Source organism: Nocardia sichangensis (genome assembly GCF_047200615.1).
Classification (GTDB): Bacteria; Actinomycetota; Actinomycetes; order Mycobacteriales; family Mycobacteriaceae; genus Nocardia; species Nocardia sichangensis.
Map to the genome: position 1 here is coordinate 1 of NZ_JBJZOK010000055.1, position 19,338 is coordinate 19,338.

Consider the following 19,338-nt stretch of genomic DNA (forward strand, 5'->3'; position numbering starts at 1 on the left):
TGATCAACCCGCCACCCCGAGTGGCGGGTTACAGCATCAACCTTCCCGGACGCGGCACTAGATCCCGACTACTGTGCTATGACTCCCCCTGTTCACGAACTCCACCCTGAGGCCACTGGCCAAGTTTCCTCGGCCGGTTCCCACTTCGACGCCTTGCGGTCCGTCGCGTACCCAGAGATATGAATGACTGCCTCACCGCCGAACCATCGAGCGGGAAGAAGCCGCACTTCCGATGACGGAATTGTGGCATAGTGTTGGCGCAGCAGCATGAAAGCCCACCGACGCCTCCCGAGGATCATCAACCCTTCCGGTTGCCAGCCGAACCCCGCCCGCGCAACGCACACGCGCACGTGATCCGACAGTCACAGCGCGCGCTTCTCAGATTTAGCAGACCGCGCACTTGCGCCGATCACAAGTCGAAGTGCTTTATCGGCAAGTTGCCGAGTGGGCCGTTCACCGACTACCAGAAGGCGGAACCACACTGGCCCAGCGAGCAAATCGATTATCAGATCAGGATCCAGGTCGGGCAGCTGACCGTCAGCCTTGGCTTTGCACAAGCGTTCGACGTTCTCCCGACGAGTAGGGCGGTACAGCCGCTCGCGCCATGCCGCCGCGAGTTCATGGTCATGCTGCGCAGCACCGACCAGACCAGCAAACAGAGGACCCCGTTTCGGGTCGGCCAGCAGGTCGACAATGCCGTACAGCCACGAGCGGAGATCACGTTCGATATCACCGGTGTCCGGAAAGGGGGCCGGCGGAACTGCTTCGATTACCGCATCGAGAACGACGGCCCCCTTCGAGGGCCAACGGCGGTAGACGGTCGGCTTACCGACACCAGCCCGCGCCGCAATACCTTCGATCGTGACCTTGTTGTATGACTGCTCCTGGTACAGCTCGAACGCAGCCCTCAGGATAGCGGCACGTGACCGCTCCGCTCTCATCATCTCCGCCGGCATGCTCCTAGCATAGAACGTTACGTAACGTATTGACGCGGAGCCACCTTCGACCGCAGAATGGACACGTTACGTAACGTAACGGACCGAGCGTTGAGATGTACGGCCGTTGCGCAAGCCCCAACCATGGTCGGCCATATCCAACCGACTCCCCTCCCCACGTACCTCGACCAGGAGAGCGCAGTGACTCTTTCCGAGCCGATCACCACACCGCAGACGGTGGTGGTTCCGCAGAACAAGGCCCTGATCAACGGCGAATTCGTCGATGCTGACAGCGAAGCAGTGTTCTCCGTCACGGACCCCGCCACCGGCCTCACCCTCGCCGACATCCCCGCCATGGGGCAGGCAGAAACCCGCAGGGCCATCCGCGCTGCCCAGACCGCTCAGCCTGCGTGGGCCGCTCGCACCGCTGGCGAGCGAGCTACCGTGCTCAGTCGATGGGCCAGCCTTATGGTCGATCATTCCGAAACCCTCGCCGTCCTGCTCGCGGCCGAGAACGGCAAACCACTTCCCGACGCTCGCGCCGAAGTCGCGTACGCGACCAGCTTCCTCGACTTCTTCGCGGCGGAGGCGCGCCGCGTCTACGGCGAGACGATCCCCGCCCACCGCGCAGACACCCGCATAATGGTGCTCAAGCAACCCGTCGGAGTCGTCGCAGCCATTACCCCCTGGAACTTTCCTGCTGCGATGATCACACGCAAATCTGCACCAGCGATCGCTGCAGGTTGCACCGTGGTGCTCAAGCCCGCCGAACAGACACCGCTGTCAGCCCTTGCCATCGCCACTCTTGCGAGCGAGGCCGGACTGCCAGCAGGAGTCCTGAATATAGTCACCGGCGATAGATTCGGTGCACCGGAAATCGGGCGCGAGATGTGCACCAATCCCGTAGTTCGACACGTAACCTTCACAGGCTCCACTGAAGTCGGGCGCATGCTTGCTTCGCAGTGCGCACCCACAGTCAAGAAGACGACACTAGAACTCGGCGGCAATGCAGCGTTCATTGTCTTCGAGGACGCCGACCTGGATGCGGCTGCCGACGGCGCCATGGTCGCGAAGTTCCGCCACGGTGGCCAGTCCTGCGTAGGGGTCAACCGGTTCTTCGTTCACGACAGCATCTTTGACGATTTCGCCCGCCGGTTCGCCACACGAGCGAAGACTCTGGTGCCCGGACCATACACCGATCCTGCGGCCACCGTGGGTCCACTGATCGATGAGCATGGGTTGCAGAAAGTCAAGGACCACGTGGCCGACGCCCTGAAGCACGGTGCGCGCCTGCTCGTCGGCGGCCACGCTCTTGGCGGGACATTCCACGAGCCGACAGTGTTGGCCGATGCCACACTGAATATGCGTCTCGCTCAGGAAGAAACCTTCGGCCCTGTAGCAGCACTATTTCGATTCACCGACGAAGACGAGGTAATCCAAACTGTCAACAGCACCGAGTTCGGCCTCTCCGGCTACTTCTACACCCGCGACCATGCCCGAGTATGGCGGGTCGCAGAAGCCATCGAGGCAGGAATGATCGGGATCAACACCGGATTCTTGTCCGTAGAAATTGCTCCTTTCGGTGGAATCAAACAGTCCGGACTCGGCCGAGAAGGCTCTCACCACGGGATCGACGAGTTCCTTGAGTTCAAATACCTGTGCATTGACATAAACTGATGCCCACACTACCACGCTCGTCTTCATACAAAGGCTTACCGACACCGCGCACTCCAAGACCGTGTCTCATGGCGTTGTGAGTCGGTTTATGTGTGCCAAGTTCGGTTGTGCCGCATGATGTGTGGTCATGGTCGACGAGTTGCCCAGACGTCTAGTGTCTGATGAGCTGCGGGAGTTGGCCGAGCCGCTGCTGCCGAGGTTCAGCCCTTGTACGGAAGGCGGAGGTACCGTGCCGGTCGATCACCGGGCGGTGTTCACTGCGGTGGTGCATGTGCTGACCAGCAGTTGTGCGTGGTGGATGCGGCCTCCGCCGTTCGGGGTGACGGTGCCCACAGCTCATCGCCGGTTCAGCATGTGGACCAGGGCTGGTGTCTGGCGGCGGCTACATCGCGGCGTGCTCGATGAGCTAGGCAACGAAAGGCTTGATCGACTGGCGCGAGCTGCGAGCTGTGATCGACGCGGCGTCGGTGCGGGCGAAAAAGGGCGATATGACTGGTCCGAGCCCGGTCGACTGCGGAGAGCCCGGCTTGAAGCTGCACATGTTGTCCGATAGAGCGGGGAGCATTTGGCCGACACCAACGATGGGGAGGCGTTGAAGCCGCTGGTAGGCGCTATCCCGGCGGTGCGTTCGCGGCGAGGACCGCGCCGGTGCAAGCCGGCGAAACTGCATGGAGACAAGGCTTACGACACCGCTGAGCTGCGGCGTTGGGTCCGTGACCGGGATCGCCGTCCGCATCGCGCGCAAGGGTGTCGAGTCCTCGCAGCGGCTGGGCCGTCACCGGTAGGTGATCCAGGGGACGATCTCCTGGCCGACTGGCTACCACCGGCTCAACAGCCGATATGAACGCAAGGCAAGCCACACTTCCGCGCCTTCCTGACACTGGCTGCTCCGCTCACCAACTACAAGAAGCTGACCAAGGCGAAACTGCCACACGAGACGCGGTCTAACGCAGTGCGCACATAGTAGGCATCACCGCTGGCCGTGCACTCGGCCTCGCGTGAATGCTCCACCCTCCGAGGTGGGTTACCGGCATGATTGTCGACGACGAGTTCTTTAGGAGGATCCCATGGGTGAGACGAGTCCAGATGCTGGTGAGAGTGCGGGTTGGATTGCGTTGACCGATCCGCGCCTACAGCCGGCGGACTCTTCGGAACCAACACCGCCTGAAGCGATTGTTGGTGGATGGGTACTGAACGAGGATGGTAGCCCTGGCTTGTTCGAGCCGAATCCTAGCTACATGCCCGCCGACGGCTCGCCGTCCGACCCTGTCGACGCAGTGCTGCGACTAGTCGCCGCTGGCGCTGATGCCGCAGGTGAGATCGTGCCCGCCATCCATGGTGCGTTGGTTGAGATCGGCTGCGACGACGACGATCAACCCCTGATCGGACGCGATCCGGATGGTGTGGCCTGTGTCGTCGTCGTCACCGCCGCGGTCCACAAGTACGGCCTCGACGTGGAACGCTGGGCCCTAGTACCGGGCGCATTGCTGCCAAACATTGTGCCGCCGGGCGTGGATATCATGCTCAACCCAGCCGGCCCCGCAGCGATGCGACTTCGCACCGATGCGCTCACACAGCAAGATCAGCGGTAGCTGCGTCCGATACCGCCCGTTCCCACCCGTGGGTATATCTTGGTCTATCCCAGGAGGTACTGCGGGTAGGCTCCTGTAACCATAGCCCTAGTATCAGTACCCGGCACATTTTTCGTCGCCGCCACCCGTCTGGCTACGACAATCCAAAGAGAGGGCATGGTCACGCACCGCGCCCTCGATAACATGATCGAGGAGGTGAAAGCACATGCGCAACGCATTGCGAGGGTCGACCACGAGGCCGGTAGGCACGTAGCACGCATGATTCCGGAATTAGAGCGCTTGAAAGCCATAGTGCAGCGCTCTCCCCATACTCCTGTGTTCTTCGGTCATGCACACGAATTCGATCATCAATTCTTCACTGCCGACAGTATCTACAGTCTTCCTATTTACGGTCCACGCCGGGAAATCTTCGGAGCGATGTTCCCGTCGCAACCCTTGGACCCTCTCGGCCCTCCGAGATGGAGCCGCACCGGCCTTGATAGACTGAAGAGCAGGTATACCGTAAGCAGTCGACTTGATCCGATTAGCGGCATGAAACGACGGTTCGGTTGGAGTCAATCGCTGTCAGCGCTATGGGCTGATGAGGCAAAGACCAAAGGCATCATCCTAACCGATGTCCACTCCGATGGAGACGGATACTTTATCAAAGTCGACTCGGGGCGAACGATGCAGGAAGTTCAGGTCAATGGAGCGAACTTCGCCAGGGTCCAGGCCGCAAATGATCACTTCCGGCAAGCAATCCGCAACGAACCAAACAACCTGAATATCAACCTGGGGTGCCGTTCAGCCAGTGGCACGGCTGCTAGGGAGAATGCGGAAGAACTGCACAAATTAGGGATAAATTCCAATGTGTACGCCGCCAGGGAGAACGTAACCCTAGTCGGCGGCAGCCCCCCTCTTGAGACACCTTTCGTCGACGTTGGTGTCCACGTCCCGCCTGGTACGTCGGACACTGCCGAGGACCATTGGGCGGTGTACAAAAGAGGCCAGCCAGCAGACCGTCCGGAACAATGAACGCAGAACACGCAAACCTCCGTCGGGCATTCGAACAGCAACAGGCCTGCTCCACCCGAGCGGCCCTCTTCGACGTCGAGCACTCCGACTGGGCCATACGCGGATTCAAGTGGCCGACACAACACGTTGTTACAGCGGTCGTAGCTGCTCGGCCATCGCTTCGGCCCATCCGAGGACTTCCCGGGACGGTTGTTGAGTGCGTGGGCCACTACGTCCAGCTCGGCAGCGCTCCTCCGGGAAAGGTTGGTGTCCTTCGGAAATATTGTCGGAGAAGATTATTCGTGGCCTGGTCCGTGCCTCGCTGCCACGGACTATGAGGATCGGCGAAGAACACCGGGATCCCCGTCTTGCGGGCGAAGTCAGCGTGCCCCGATATCTCCATGCCGCGGTCCCACGTCAGCGATCTCACCAGCGGAGCAGGGGTTGGTTTCATCGCCGCGGTCAGTGCCTTGGTCAGCGATTCGGCTCCGTAGCCGCTCAACGCGGGACCATTCTTCACCGGCGCCGCGGTGCCCCCGTCCCTGCTCGCGCGGCAGTCGGATCAGGATCGTGAATCGCGTCGACCCGCTCGATGATGGTGCCGATCGCTGAACGGACCTGAACGGGCGGTACCGATGATGAGATCGCCTTCCCGGCCGGGAACCGCCGGTCCTCGACTTCGGCCGGCGTTCGCGCAGCAGGCTGCGTGCGGTCACGTGCACCCAGGCCGCACGTTTAAATCGCGCTCGGGGCATCCCGCAGCGACCGCCCGGTGCGCAGACACAAGACCAACTCACGCGCAAGGGTTCCCTTCAATATATAGCGCCTGGTAGATCGCTTCATGGCTGATCCGTATCGACCGGTCATCGGGGAAATCGATCTCCAATCGTTTGGAGATCTGCCGCGGGCTCCATGCCTGGGCCCAGTGGCGATCAGCCCGGTGTGGCTTGTTCCGTCCGGTCCACGCGCCGACGTCGGGGCCGGCCACCGCGGCCCGTCCGGCCGTGTGATCTGCTCCGCCAGGCGCTCCTGAACATACTCGCGCAGGCGGGGATTGATCACCAGCTTGGCGACCTTCGGGCGCCGGGCGAGCAACTCGGCTTTCCACTGGGCGACCGAGGCGCGGTAATCGAGCTTCCCGCTCCGAGTCGCTGCATTGCACCTCAGTTCGCGTGAGATCGTTGACGGGCTATACCCCAGCACCGCGGCGATCTGCCGGGCACCGTCGCCCCGCGCCCGCAACAACGCGATCCCTCCCGCTCGGCGAACGACAGGAACCGGCCCGACGTAGGGCCCCACGAATACGGCGACATCCCGCCAGCATCACGAAACCACTCGTCCCGGCGACCGGTGAGACGCCGACCCCAACAGCGCATTCCGTCGGCAGATCACCTTGGGCGATCTTTCCCCAGAATGCACGCTCGACCACCCGTTGATGCCCGGGATGCCCGGCGACGGTTCCGCGAAGGCGGCCGCGGTCGGGAACCTTTCCACTCGTCCGGTGCGTCCGATGATGCGAGCGGCGAATGCCGGCCGACGCCAGGGATTTCGCGGAGCCTGGTGCCCTGCTGATCGAGGAGGTCCCCTCTCACTGTGGCATTGTCGGCCGGCTGGGTGTCGCAGCGCTTGATGTCGACGACCAGGTCCTTGGCCAACGACTTCCTGACTCGGTCGGTGCCGCTGATCGGACGCAGACCACGCAGAACGCCTGGTGGCCTTGGCTGCGGTCAAATCCGTGGGCGCCCCAGCAGGCAGGAGTTCGCGCAACAGTGCGTGAAGTTGGTTGACCGACCCGAGTCCTGTTCCCTGACAGTGTCTCTGTCGCTCATCCAACAACGCGAGGGAGTCGGTGTAGTTTCCAGGTGCACAGGTCGGGCATCCCCGTGCGTTGCCGCGACGCTGGCAGCTGCGGCGGCATCGATGCGGTCGTTCTTGCGGCGACCACCGCGGGAGAGCTGCCGCACTCGTACGGTGGCCAGCGAGGCTGACATCTATGCGGATCGATCCCTGATCGGAGTTCGTTGCCGGATCCAGCGCGATCGCGGTGTGGGTGGACTTGTGTGGATCGACGCCGATCAGCATCATCAGGTTGCGGTTCCTCGCCTCGTCGGGTGGGGCTGATCCACGGCCGACAAGTCGACCTCCAGAACCATTCGCAGCGTGTCGTCGTCACACCTCTGTCGAGTCAGAGCGTCAACGGTGACCAGGCGGCAGACATATCGCGAGCAGGTCAGCCATACCGGCGACAAACAGTTGACGAGTCACCCGCCCCGCCACCTGCGGGAGGTTACGGGGTAGCGAACCCCGACCACGAACCGCTGCGAATAGATAAGTCAACAGTTGATGAAGCGAATTCCGTCATGACATTCGCATTGAGGCACCAGCATCTCATAGCCGGTGATTGATAACCCAATAGCGGCGGCTATGCCGTCGAGAACGCTGCAGCCGCGATAGCGTAGCCGCTCACACCCACGAAACACCCCCCGGCGTTTGCTCAAATCTTTCCTGATTGCATGAGATCAATCACCATATCCACCATCATGGTGATGATGTGGCCCACCACATCGGCGATGAATCCGAATCACGAGATTTTTTCGCCATCAACGAATTCGCTACGGCCAGAGCAGTACGCAGCCCTCGCCGTGCGCCAGTGATCGGGTCGGTCGTCCGCCAGGTAGAAGGGCCCTCCGGGTTAAGTGAGATCCCGAAGAATTTCTGTTCAGAGCTGGTCTCCGCGGCATCGTCCGAAGTGCGTCGCAGGAACCCGTCCGGCAACGCGAGCTTCCAAATGGTACGGAAAGCCAGCCAGAACTGTTCGGGCAGTGGGCCGGTGGTGTAGGGCAGGTCGTACTTGTCGCACAGTGCGCGGACCCGTTCGGCGACCTCGGGGTAGCGATTACTGGGCAGGTTCGGAAATAGGTGGTGCTCGATTTGGTAGCAGAGGTTGCCGCTCATGAACGCCAGAACCGGGCCAGCGGTGAAGTTCGCGGTTCCCAGCAGCTGCCGCAGATACCACTCGCCGCGGGTCTGACCCTCGAGCTGCTTGGTGGTGAATTTCTCGGCTCCGTCGGGGAAGTGTCCGCACATGATCACCACGTAGGCCCACAGGTTGCGCAGCAACAGCGCCGAAGCGTTCGCAGCGAGCGTGCGTCCGAACCCTTGCCCGCTCAGCGCGGGAAACAACAGGAAGTCCTTGCCGAGCTGGCGGACCATCTTTCGCGCGAACTCGATGTTCGGTTTCGAAAGCAGTCGGCTACGAGGTATGCCTAGGTGCCGTCGCTCCAGCGCCAGGTCGTGTACGGCGATGCCCCATTCGAACGATGCGGCGATGAGCAGATTGGTTACTGGCTGCAGCAGGTGGATCGGACGCCAGGGCTCGTCGCGGGTCATCCGCAGGACGGCAAAGCCTAGATCCTCATCCATCCCGTAGACGTTGGTGTAGGTGTGGTGCACGTAGTTGTGCGAACGCTTCCAGTGTGCGGATGGACCGAGGAAATCCCACTCCCAGCTCGTGGAATGGATTTCCGGATCGTTCATCCAATCCCACTGACCGTGGCTGATGTTGTGGCCGAGTTCCATCATCTCGATGGACTTAGCGGCCGCTAGCATCAAGGTCCCGGCCAGTCGCGGGGCCCGGTATCGCCCGGCGAACAACAACAGACGCGCAGCCACTTCGAGACCACGGTGGATCTTGATAGCGCGGCGAATATAGTCCGCATCTCTCTGCCCCAGTGACTGTTCTATATCTCGCCGGATCTGATCCAGCTCGCCCGCAAAAGCATCGACGTCGGCTTCGGCGAGGTGAGCGAATGCCTTGATATCGGTGATTGCCACAAAATCCCTACTTATCTCGCCGGACCTGACTGGCAACCATCGCCCGGACCTAGTCGTACACCTGAATACTTTCGCTGACATTCCACTGGCCTGCGCGTGAGCTACCATAAATGTGAGCAAAAGCTTTTTCAGCATATCGGTGCATGCGCCTCACCGCGACGGATTGGCAGCTTGCTGCCAAAGTCGTACGACAGAAATATGCCAAAGGCCAATTGCATCAAAGGTGCGCAAAACTACTCGCACGCCACAAGACCGGCGGCCGCGGCGGCGTTCGAGCACCAGGGCCCCCAATGCAGCACTCCGGTCGTCCTGCTCTAATTTGGCGAAGTCCACAGGAAGCTGCCACGTGCTGGTGGCCGACATGGGCCGCCTGTAAGGATGATCCCATGGGATGGTCGCGCTCGACGTAGGGTTGCCGAAATTAAGGCTGGCTCCTTCGACATTGCATGTTCGGCCCGCAGTGGCGTGGGTGGGAGTGACCGGACCGTTGGATCTACGGAGTTGTCGGGTTGAGTGGCGAGGGGTTGATGCAAGAGTGAATCGTGTCGCGTTGATCGGTTGCGACGTCTGCATCCATCGGTCGGCGCCCCGCCGGGGCTGTCTGGGTCGGGCACCAGTTTCGGGCAGCGATGCTGGCGGATTCGAGCGGCTGGAAGATCGTGATAGCTCAGAGCATCGGATTCTGCGACGCACAATCCGCGCCACAGCGGCGGTCAGCCTCTCAGAGGTTGAATGGATACACCGGATGCGGGCGACCGGGACCATCCTGCAGCCGCGAGTCGATGTTGCCGATGGTCAGGTTTTGGGCTACATCGCCAAACGGCGGGATGCGGACAGCGCACGCCTTGGTCCCGCAATCACCGATCTTGAACTCGGCTTCGGCTCAGGCCTGCTCGACCTGCGAGAAGGATGGGAACCCGACGCAAACACGACGGCCGACGCGCAGACCGAATGGAAGTACCCAGGTTCGGTCTCGCCCTCGGCCAGGGAAACGGTATTGTTGGCCGACAGTACGTGGTGGACCACAGCGCTCGCTGATGCCCGTAGTTTCAATCAGACACTGGCACGGGTTTCCAGCAACGACCGCGCGGCATGGGGATGGGCCGCGAACCGCGTCGCAGGGGTTCTGGCAATCTGGTCATGGCGAACCGAACCGCTAGGGGGCCGCTTGCAGTCGCCGCGCACGAAGTCGGTATCTCGGCACTTGCGGCCGGAAGCCACGCGTGCCCGCCCCTTCTTCGATCGCCCGCGCCCGATCTGGAACGGACGGCGTTCGTTCTGGCTCAGCTATGCGGTGAGATTTGCGATCCGCCCATCGAATCTTATCTGGTCGGCGAACTGATCATCGGTATCGCCGCGATTGCCAAGGCTCACCGGGAACGCGGGGAGATAGCTCGAGCGGCGATTATCCACATCGCCGCAGTGGGCCCCCTCAAGTGGATTGAACGTGAGATACGCACCATGCTCCCTACCTCAACGGTAGGCTGTCAACTCCGATGTCACGGCTCCAGCCCGTATTAGGCACCGCACCTGATGGTGCCATTCGCCTACCGAGCCCTAATACACCGTCGACTCGCCCAGAGCAGAACTACCCGCCGAACAGCAGTGACAGTCCCGCCATGCCCTCTTACCATCGGATGGCCTCGGTGCCCGTGGAGCGCTGCATGAAGGCGCTATGGCGATTTCGAAAGGTCCCTCCCCCGTGCGAGGGAACGACGGGTTGTTGGCAGCAGGCTCATCGTGAGCATTGCACCAAAGATCAGCACACAGCCGGCCCACGCAGAACCCGAGATGTTCTCATGGAGAAGCAGCACACCGATAAGAGCTGCGCCCATCGGCTCGGCGAGGCTGAGCGTTGCGGCTGTTGTGGCTTTTACCAGCGCGAGACCTGCGGTGAAAAGCCAATATGCGGCAGCGGTAGCCGCCACCCCGAGCCAAGCAATCAAAGCGATTGCCGGGGCATCGTGCGCTGGCAAGCCGTCCGCGATCAACCAGGGCAGCATCGGAAGACAGCCGACAAGCAGGATGACCGCAGAGAGCATGGGCAGGTCGGCTGGTTTGTGAGCAGCCGCGAGTCGCTTGGCGAAGACGGTGTATATGCCGTAGCAGCTACCCGCCGCGACCGCGAGGAGTAGGCCGACGAAATCAACATGTGCCCCACCCGGGTCCAGCAGCAGAGCACAACCAGCAACTGCCGCCACGGTACCGGCGAGCCACGGTGGATCTATCCGTTCCCCGGTGACCCAGCGAGCACATGCTCCGGTCGAGGCCGGAGCTGCGCCCAGAGCGATGACGGTGGCGAGCGCCGCGCCGGTTCGCGTCACCGAGGTCAGGAACGCCGCCTGATAAATGCCCGTCGAGAATGCGCAAATCAGTAGTGGGCGCACGGCCACCCGGGCGGAACCCAACGTCCTGCGTGGGCGAACGGTGAATATGCCGAGGACCAGGCCACCCACCAGTAGCCGCCAACAGCCGAGGGCCACTGGCGTTACAGGACTCGACGCTAGGACCTGAGCAGGGCCGACGGTGCCCCACAGCACTGCCGCCACCAGCACCAGACACGCGCCGCGGACCGGGGTGGACTTCTTCACACTCATAACGCACGAGGGTAAGCACACATCCGGCTGCTATGGCCAATCGCCAAACTTAATCACGCCTAGGATAGCTTTTGTGGAATTTGATGCGCTGAACCGGGCCATACTGCGAGAACTGCAGAACGATGCGCGGCAGACCAACCGTGAACTGGCTGCCAAGACGGGAGTGTCACCCTCGACCACTCTGGAGCGAGTGAAGCTGCTCCGCGAACGCGGTGTGATCGTCGGCTTCCACGCTGTCCTGCAACTCGACGCTGTCGGCCGACCAGTCCAAGCCCTTATCTCCGTCCGAATTCGACCTCCAGCCCGTCCAGTCATCGAAGGCTTCCGGGAATGGGCTGCACGGTTGCCCGAGGTGGTCGGTCTCTTCGTAACCTCGGGTGCCTACGACTTCCTGATCCATGTGGCTGTCCCGGACGTGGACAGCGTCTACGCCTTCGTCATAGACCGGCTCACCGAGCGGCGCGAGGTCGCCGACGTGCACACCACAATGGTCTACGAGCACGTTCAATCCCGCTGCATCCAGCCGACCAACCCCGATCGACCCCGCTTCTGGCGTAACCCCCGTTGACGCTGGCTCATCGCCGACTTTCGTACAGCAATCTGGTCTCGCGGCGGGCATTGGAGCATGGGCGGATGTCTACTCCGATAGAATCCGGACGCAACCGATCTCGACTGCAACGAGGTGCGAAGTTCTGTCTACGGGCCATTTCCTGGCCTGCTTCGCGCGATCGTCGCAACATATCCGAAATTGCTACCGACAGTCGGGGGCGAACCTCTCGGTCGAAAGCAGGCGACCCGAGGATTCCCGTGGTCGGGAGGTGCAGACCTCCGATTTTCTTAACTGTCAAGCTTCGGAGACTGATTCGGTACTGATGGCGTGGTGATTGGTTGGCTAGCGCTGTCTCCCGATGGGGTGGTCTGGCACTGTCACTCCGACGTCAGCACTGTCGATGCAGAACCAATACCAGTCACCATTCAGGGGATGGTATGCGTCAGATGTGCGTGTGACTCGCGGTGGAAGGTGGCGGTGTTTTCGCGCTGTCAGGTGGCGCCGATGACGAGGGTGTTGCGGTCGGCTCGGGTCGCTATTGACACCCGGGGGTCTGTGGTCAGCCTGGCCGCGCAGGTGCTCACCACAGCGCACCAGTTGGGTGAACCCGCGCAGGTAACTACCTCAGGGTTCGGAGAGGCACACACCGCCAGGTCGGCCAATTACTGCCTGCGGTCGGTCGTGTGTGTTTGCTGATGCGGTATGTGCAAAACGTCACCGTCCGAACCGATTCCGCAGGTTGCGCCGGGGCATGTGAGGATACTCGGCATGTCCGCGTCAGAAAATGCTCCGATCCTCGGCCGCCGTCCGCGCTGGAAGAAGAAGCGCTACTGGATGCCCGTCACGGTGATCGCGCTGCTGGCCGGCTTCCTGTTCGCCAACAACACAACGGTGCTCGCGGCCGAGCCCGGGGGCCGGCCGCTGGTGCTCGCGCATCGTGGAATGGCGCAGACCTTCGCTATGGATGGCGTCGATGCCGACACCTGCACCGCCTCGCGTATCAACCCCCCGGTGCACGACTATCTGGAGAACACCATCGCCGGAATCCGGGCCGCCTTCGACACGGGCGCGGATCAGGTCGAGTTCGACGTCCACTGGACCGCCGACGGCAAGTTCGCGGTCTTCCACGACTGGACGCTCGACTGCCGCACCGACGGCACCGGCACCACCCGCGACCACACCATGGATGAGCTGCGGAAACTCGATATCGGGTACGGCTATACCGCTGACGGCGGCAAAACCCACCCGTTCCGCGGGAGGGGCATCGGTCTCATGCCCACACTCGACGAGGTCCTCGCCGCCTTCCCCACCCAGTCGCTGCTGATCGACATCAAGAGCAACGACCCCGCTGAGGGCGCGGCCCTGGCCGACCGACTGGCCGCCGAGCAACCGGACCGGCTCACCGTCTACGGCGGCGACGAGCCGGTCGCGGCCGTCCACGAGCGCCTGCCAGGCATGCGCGTCATGTCCAAGCAGATCATGGTCGACTGCTTGGGCCGGTACGAGGCGCTGGGCTGGACCGGCGCGGTCCCCGACGCCTGCCACCACACCCAGCTGCACATTCCCGAAGGCTATGCGCGCTGGCTATGGGGCTGGCCGGAACGGTTCGCCGAGCGCATGGCCGACGCGGATGCCCGGATCGTGCTGGTCGCCGGCTCCGGCGGCTTCTCCGAGGGCTTCGACACTCCCGAAGCCCTCGACCGGATCCCCGCCGGATTCACCGGTCTCGTTTGGACCAACCGGGTCGACACGATCGCACCGCTGCTTCGGTGAGCACCCGGGCATAGAACAGGCGGGGCAGGCCGGTGTCCGGGTGCACGTCGCGTTCGTCGGTTCGCCGGGGCCGAGTTTGCAGTGGGTCGGGTGTGGATCCGGTGGGTTAGTTGATTCGCCGATCTGGGGTGGTGTCTTTTTGATGAGACCGAAGTGTCCGTATACGAACGTTCGCGAGACACTCTGCGAGGCAATGCGTTTCCGCAGGCCGAATGTGTAAAGCATCCCGTGTACGCGGCAACGTCAACCTGTCGGGGGTTACCGATACCGTCCGTGCATGAGAATCGGCTACGGGCGGGTCTCCACCCGCGATCAGCATCCCGAGGCCCAGCACGACGCGCTCACCGCGGCCGGGTGCGAGCAGGTCTTCCTCGACAAGGTGTCGGGCAAGCTCGCCTCCCGTCCGGAACTCGACAAGGCGCTGCTGGTGGCCAACCGGGAAGGCGATCAACTGGTGGTCACCAAACTCGACCGGCTCGGCCGCTCTCTCGAGCACCTGATCGAGCTGTCGAAGACGCTGCAGGACCGCGGCGTGGACCTGGTGGTTCTGGACCAGGGCATCGACAGCTCCACCGCGGTCGGGCGCATGTTCTTCCAGATCCTGGGCGCCATCGCCGAATTCGAGCACGCCTTGATGTCCGAACGCACCCGCGACGGCCTGGCCGCCGCGCGCGCCCGCGGCCGCACCGGCGGCCAGAAGCCGAAACTCGGCCACCGGCAGGTGCAGCTGGCCCGGGCGATGTACGACGAGCTCGACGAGACCGGCAAGCGCCGCTACACCGTCGCGCAGATCGCCGCCGAATTCGGTGTCACCCGCCCCACGATCTACCGCCACCTGTCTCCGGCGGGCGCGACAATGTGACCAGCGGGCAGCGCGGAATCGGGGTGAGCCATGACAGGCGGCGGACTGACCGAATTGAGCGAGGCCGACCGGCGGCAGGCGATGACTCGGCTCGAGGTGCTACGGCCGTATCTGGAAGACGACGTCCCCCTCACCCGCGCCGCGGCTGCGTCGGGCACGCCGCTGCGGACCGCGCAACGATGGCTGCACCGTTACCGCAGCGCGGGACTGGCCGGACTCGCTCCGACCCGCCGCCGGCGCTCCGGCCGACGGACGCACCCGGAGCTGGTGCGGCTGATCGAAGCAATGGCGTTGCGCCGCCCGCGTCCGTCGCTGGCGGCGATCACCCGCCGCGCCGCTCGCGTCGCCGCCGAGCAGGGATGGGCGCCGGTGTCCTACAGCACTGTTCGTGCGATCGTCACCGACCTCGACCCGGCCATGCTCACCCTCGCCCACGACGGCGCCACGGCCTTCCGTGACACCTACGAGCTGGTGTACCGCCGTCGCGCCGAGCACCCGAACCAGATGTGGCAGGCCGACCACACCCAGCTCGACATCCTCGTGGTCGAGGCCGGCCGCAACCGGCGGCCCTGGCTGACCGTGGTGCTCGACGACTGCTCCCGCGCGGTGCCCGGCTACACCGTCAATCTGGGCGCGCCGTCGGCGCTGAACACCTCGCTGGCGCTGCGGCAGGCGATCTGGACCAAACCCGACCCGGGCTGGCCGATGTGCGGGATCCCCGAGATCCTCTACGTCGATCACGGCAGCGACTTCACCAGCCATCACCTCGCCCAGGTCGCCGCCGATCTGAAGGTTCAGATCGTGCACTCCACCGTCGCGCGACCCCAAGGCCGCGGCAAAATCGAGCGCTTCTTCGGCAGTATCAACACCGAACTACTCACCGAGCTGCCCGGCCACATCGTCGGTGGCAAGCCGGTCACTGCACCGGCGCTGTCGCTGCGCCAGCTCGACGAGGCGATCAGCCGGTTCGTCACCGCCACCTACCACCAGCGCACCCACTCCGAAATCGGCGTCTCACCACACGCGGCGTGGGTCGCTGACGGCTGGCTGCCACGCATGCCCGACACCCTCGAACAGCTCGACCTGCTGCTGGTCACCGCCGCCACCCCGCGCATCGTGCACCGCGACGGCATCCACTTCCAAGGCCTGCGCTACCTACACCCCACCCTGGCCGCCTACGTCCGCGAAACCGTCACCATCCGCTACGACCCACGCGACATCACCGCCATCCGCGTCTTCCACCGCAATCGGTTCCTATGCATGGCAATCGACCCGAACCACAGCGGTGACACCATCGGCCTCAAAGACATCCAAGCCGCCCGCCGCGCCTACCGCCGCCGGATCCGCGAGCAGATCAACGAACGCATCACCGTCGTCACCGACTACCTCCCCGCACCACCCCCGCCGGCGCGACCGGAACCCGTGTCACCGCCGCCCGGACCGCAGCTGCGCGCCTACTCCGAGGAGTGATCATGCCGACGCCGCGGAACTGGCCGTTCATCGCCACCAAGGAACACCGCCGGTTCATCGAGTTCGCCGACACCGTCAAACGCGACCGAACCATCGGCATCTGCTACGGCGCAGCGGGAATCGGGAAGACACTGTCGGCATCCCGCTACGCGCGATGGGACAAGGCCGACCACCTGCTGAGCACCTGGGGCCCACGCGAAGAATCCGACAAAGACGTCTACGCCGCATTGTCGCGTTCGCGCACCGTGTTCTACACCCCCACCGTGGCCGCGCCGCTGCGGCAACTCCGCGACGAGCTCAAGCTGCTGCACAACCGGGTCAACATCTGCATCGACCAGCACGTCTGCCCCACCCGGCGCGAACACCAGACCGTCGACTACGTCGAACTGGTCGTCATCGACGAATCCGAACGCCTGTCCGCCACCGCCATCGAACACCTCCGTGACCAGTACGACCGCGGCGACCACGGGCTGCTGCTCATCGGTATGCCCGGCATCGAGAAAACCTTCTCCCGCTACCCGCAGCTCTACAGCCGCGTCGGCTTCGCCCACCACTACCGGCCCCTGACCGGCGAAGAACTCACCTTCGTCCTAACCCGACACTGGCACAAACTCGGCCTGCACCTGGACCCCGACGACTTCACCGACGCCCAAGCCGTCGCCGCCGTCGCCCGCATCACCAGCGGCAACTTCCGCCTCCTGCAACGCCTCTTCGCCCAAATCCACCGCATCATGAAGATCAACGAACTCCACACCATCACCGCCGACGTCGTCGAAACCGCCCGCAGCACCCTCGTCATCGGCGCCACCTGACGGTGCGAGAACACCGCCGTCTACCGCTGCGAGTCACAGATGTGCGAGAGTCGCCGGTGAGCTGGGCGAACCCTGCGCCCCCGCTTGAGCAGTTGCCCGTCATGGGGCTGGTTCTGAAGTAGATGCCCCAGGCGTAGCGGTCGGCACTGTCGATGCGGTAGAGCCCGAGCCGACGGCCTTCGAACGTGTGCGGATCGACACCGTCGCGCACCTGCTGTGCGGCGTCATCGAGGCTGTGCGACGAGAACTGCCAGCGCACCGTGATCGGTAGGTCCGCGCTCCACGCCGCCACCGTGAATGCCACCACCAGCGCGGGCGCAAGCAGGGGACCGAGCTCCGGTACCCGAAGCCGCCGGGTGACGACTACTCGGGTCAGGTAGCCGACAATTACACAGATCAACCCGAACGACGCGCTGATCGAGAAGAACCACAACAGCATCGAATCGGCGTCCGGGGCGCTTGCCCCGACGAGTGCCCCCAGGCAAGACACAACCGTGCAGGCGAGCAACAAGTACCAGGCCAGTTGAGACCACAATCGCCGCTTCTCCTGTCGACCGGGAGAGTTGTCGGACGGCGCTGTGTTCATGCCGGAAGCCTAGCAACCCGGTTTCCATGCCCTGGCCAGGTCAGCGAGGCCCGTCCGTGCACTTCCGCGTGAGTCAGAACTTGCTTGCAGGATTCAGCGTTGGAGCCGTCATGTGGCGCTCGATCTCACCGGCGCCAGGATTCACCTGCTTAGCCAGTTCTCCGAAGGCTTTGGTGGGGTCATAGGTCTGGTGGGTGTGCAGGCAGTGGTAGAGCTGGCCGAGCATCTTGTTGAACAGGTGGCGGACTGCTGGTGCGTGACGGTCGCCGTGATCGCGGCGGTGTCGATAGTGCTGTTGGGCGGGGCCGGGCAGGACGACCATGGTGGTGCCCCAGATCCAGCCGACGGCGGCCAGGCGGTCGTTCTTGATCCGGCGGTGGGTGATGGAGATGGATTTGCCGGAGGCCCGGGTGACGGGTGCGGATCCGGCATAGGCCTTCAACGCCCGGGCGTCGGCGAACCGTCGGCGGTCATCGCCGAGCTCGGCGAGCATGCGGGCGCCGGTGAGGTCGGCCAGGCCCGGGAAGCTAGTGATGACGGCGTAGTCGGGGTGGCTGCGGAATTGTTCGGCCGCGGCTTGTTCCAGCTCGTCGGCGCCCTCGCAGGCGGCATCCAGCATCGCCAGCAGCGCGAGTGCTTGGCGGCCCATCGCCTGCTCGACCGGTCCGGGCTGGCGTAGTTGCGCCGACCGGGTGCCTTCGACGATTTCGCTGGCGAGCTGATCGATGCCGCGTTTGCGGCCGGCGCGGCGCAGTGCTGCGGCCACCCGCGTCTTGGTCAGCTTCCCCGCGGCTGCGGGTGTCGGCGCGATGGCCAGAACGGCCCGGGCCTCGGGCTTGGCGAGGTTGGTGGCCGAGCGGGCGGCGAAGGTGTCCAGGAATGCCGGGTAGTACTCACGCAGCAGGGACCGCAGTTCGTTGCCTGCCTTGGTGCGTCGCCACACCGCGTCCTGCTGAGCGCGGGCCAGGACCGCGATGGCTTGGGCCAGTTCGCTGTCGGCAGGAAGTCTTCGGTGCAGGTGGGCATCGACGCGCAGGATGTTGGCCAGGGTCATCGCGTCGGCGTGGTCGGACTTGGCGCGAGCCACCGAGTGGCGTTCGCGATAGCGGGCCACAGCCATCGGGTTGATCGCGAACACCGGTCGCCCGCAGGCGCGCAGGGCCGCGACCATGAGCCCGCGCGGGGTTTCGATCGCGACCGGGATCGGGTCTTCGGCGGTGTCGCCGGCATCGGCCAGAAGCTGGGTCAGTTCAGCCTAATCCCAGTCGCAGGCAACGGCCGGATCCGGACGACACACCGTGTCCACCGAATCCGGCCGCATGAACTGTCGCCTTCGTCTCGGTCTGCACCGAGGGATCGAGTCCCAAGAGGTGTGAAGAGATCGCGGCGGCAGTGCCTCACCTGATCTGGTCCCGTCGCCCGCGGCCTGACACGAGGCCTCAAAGACCAAGGACGCACAAGGGGGTCGCCGACACCAAACCCGAACGGTCGGACCAGCAGTCCGGTGCCTGCCTATGGGAAGGCCTCGAGCGGCCAGGGAGGAACTGGGCATCCAGACTGAGTCCCGATCGTTCAGGGATAAGTAGAGATGTGTCCGGGAGGCCGGCCTTCTCAGCGATCCGACCAAGGCTGCTTTCCTGCGCGCGCAGAAGTTCGT

The 19,338-nt window shown here is 63.7% G+C and carries 14 protein-coding genes and 4 pseudogenes; 10 read left to right on the forward strand and 8 right to left on the reverse strand.

Translation table 11 applies throughout. The features are described from left to right. Positions 1 to 362 precede the first annotated feature (362 nt). The gene (locus ACL03I_RS37620) at positions 363 to 956 is read right to left on the reverse strand and encodes a TetR/AcrR family transcriptional regulator (RefSeq protein ID WP_412808430.1); all 594 of its coding nucleotides are present in this window, start codon (positions 954 to 956) and stop codon (positions 363 to 365) included. A 180-nt stretch (positions 957 to 1,136) separates the two neighbouring features. Here ACL03I_RS37620 and ACL03I_RS37625 point away from each other — a divergent pair, with 180 nt between their 5' ends. From ACL03I_RS37625 to ACL03I_RS37640, 4 genes and pseudogenes are all read left to right on the forward strand, one after another. Further along, positions 1,137 to 2,612: an NAD-dependent succinate-semialdehyde dehydrogenase gene (locus ACL03I_RS37625; protein WP_412808431.1), complete on the forward strand. Its 1,476-nt coding sequence runs from the start codon at positions 1,137 to 1,139 to the stop codon at positions 2,610 to 2,612. A gap of 127 nt (positions 2,613 to 2,739) precedes the next feature. Further along, a pseudogene (locus tag ACL03I_RS37630) lies at positions 2,740 to 3,576 on the forward strand (IS5 family transposase). A 103-nt stretch (positions 3,577 to 3,679) separates the two neighbouring features. Next, a complete protein-coding gene (locus ACL03I_RS37635; protein ID WP_412808432.1) occupies positions 3,680 to 4,204 on the forward strand; it encodes a type VII secretion system-associated protein in 525 nt (174 codons plus the stop codon). Positions 4,205 to 4,360: 156 nt separating this feature from the next. Then, complete coding sequence (locus tag ACL03I_RS37640; protein WP_412808433.1) at positions 4,361 to 5,218, forward strand: hypothetical protein; 858 nt, start codon at positions 4,361 to 4,363, stop codon at positions 5,216 to 5,218. 208 nt (positions 5,219 to 5,426) lie between these two features. Here the strand turns inward: ACL03I_RS37640 and ACL03I_RS39595 are convergent, their stop codons facing one another. The 4 genes and pseudogenes from ACL03I_RS39595 to ACL03I_RS37650 all read right to left on the reverse strand — a co-directional run bounded on the left by ACL03I_RS39595 (position 5,427) and on the right by ACL03I_RS37650 (position 9,031). Further along, a complete protein-coding gene (locus ACL03I_RS39595; RefSeq protein ID WP_459561399.1) occupies positions 5,427 to 5,651 on the reverse strand; it encodes a transposase in 225 nt (74 codons plus the stop codon). Between the two features lie 79 nt (positions 5,652 to 5,730). Beyond that, positions 5,731 to 6,531, reverse strand: a pseudogene (locus ACL03I_RS37645) (transposase); the annotation flags it as partial. A gap of 106 nt (positions 6,532 to 6,637) precedes the next feature. Beyond that, positions 6,638 to 7,282: pseudogene (locus ACL03I_RS39600) on the reverse strand (transposase); the annotation flags it as partial. Between the two features lie 453 nt (positions 7,283 to 7,735). Then, a complete protein-coding gene (locus ACL03I_RS37650) occupies positions 7,736 to 9,031 on the reverse strand; it encodes a fatty acid desaturase family protein (protein WP_412808434.1) in 1,296 nt (431 codons plus the stop codon). Positions 9,032 to 9,776: 745 nt separating this feature from the next. Between ACL03I_RS37650 and ACL03I_RS37655 the strand changes: the two genes are divergently transcribed. Further along, on the forward strand, positions 9,777 to 10,373 hold the full coding sequence (locus ACL03I_RS37655; protein ID WP_412808435.1) for a hypothetical protein: 597 nt from the start codon (positions 9,777 to 9,779) through the stop codon (positions 10,371 to 10,373). 331 nt (positions 10,374 to 10,704) lie between these two features. On the opposite strand, the gene ACL03I_RS37660 is transcribed toward ACL03I_RS37655, so the two are convergent. Then, a complete protein-coding gene (locus ACL03I_RS37660) occupies positions 10,705 to 11,628 on the reverse strand; it encodes a DMT family transporter (RefSeq protein ID WP_412808436.1) in 924 nt (307 codons plus the stop codon). Between the two features lie 73 nt (positions 11,629 to 11,701). Between ACL03I_RS37660 and ACL03I_RS37665 the strand changes: the two genes are divergently transcribed. The 5 genes from ACL03I_RS37665 to ACL03I_RS37685 all read left to right on the forward strand — a co-directional run bounded on the left by ACL03I_RS37665 (position 11,702) and on the right by ACL03I_RS37685 (position 17,095). Next, entirely contained in the window at positions 11,702 to 12,196 is a 495-nt protein-coding gene (locus tag ACL03I_RS37665) for an Lrp/AsnC family transcriptional regulator (protein ID WP_412808437.1), read from the forward strand. A gap of 750 nt (positions 12,197 to 12,946) precedes the next feature. Beyond that, positions 12,947 to 13,951: a glycerophosphodiester phosphodiesterase family protein gene (locus tag ACL03I_RS37670; RefSeq protein ID WP_412808438.1), complete on the forward strand. Its 1,005-nt coding sequence runs from the start codon at positions 12,947 to 12,949 to the stop codon at positions 13,949 to 13,951. 277 nt (positions 13,952 to 14,228) lie between these two features. Beyond that, positions 14,229 to 14,813, forward strand: coding sequence for a recombinase family protein (locus ACL03I_RS37675; RefSeq protein WP_412808439.1), 585 nt, complete (start codon positions 14,229 to 14,231; stop codon positions 14,811 to 14,813). A 30-nt stretch (positions 14,814 to 14,843) separates the two neighbouring features. Further along, positions 14,844 to 16,283: a Mu transposase C-terminal domain-containing protein gene (locus tag ACL03I_RS37680; RefSeq protein WP_412808440.1), complete on the forward strand. Its 1,440-nt coding sequence runs from the start codon at positions 14,844 to 14,846 to the stop codon at positions 16,281 to 16,283. Positions 16,284 to 16,285: 2 nt separating this feature from the next. After that, complete coding sequence (locus ACL03I_RS37685) at positions 16,286 to 17,095, forward strand: AAA family ATPase (protein WP_412808441.1); 810 nt, start codon at positions 16,286 to 16,288, stop codon at positions 17,093 to 17,095. Here ACL03I_RS37685 and ACL03I_RS37690 read toward each other — a convergent pair. Continuing rightward, positions 17,079 to 17,681, reverse strand: coding sequence for a hypothetical protein (locus ACL03I_RS37690; protein WP_412808442.1), 603 nt, complete (start codon positions 17,679 to 17,681; stop codon positions 17,079 to 17,081). The genes ACL03I_RS37685 and ACL03I_RS37690 overlap by 17 nt on opposite strands. Positions 17,682 to 17,754: 73 nt before the next feature. Then, positions 17,755 to 18,933: pseudogene (locus ACL03I_RS37695) on the reverse strand (IS110 family RNA-guided transposase); the annotation flags it as partial. Between the last annotated feature and the right edge of the window lie 405 nt (positions 18,934 to 19,338).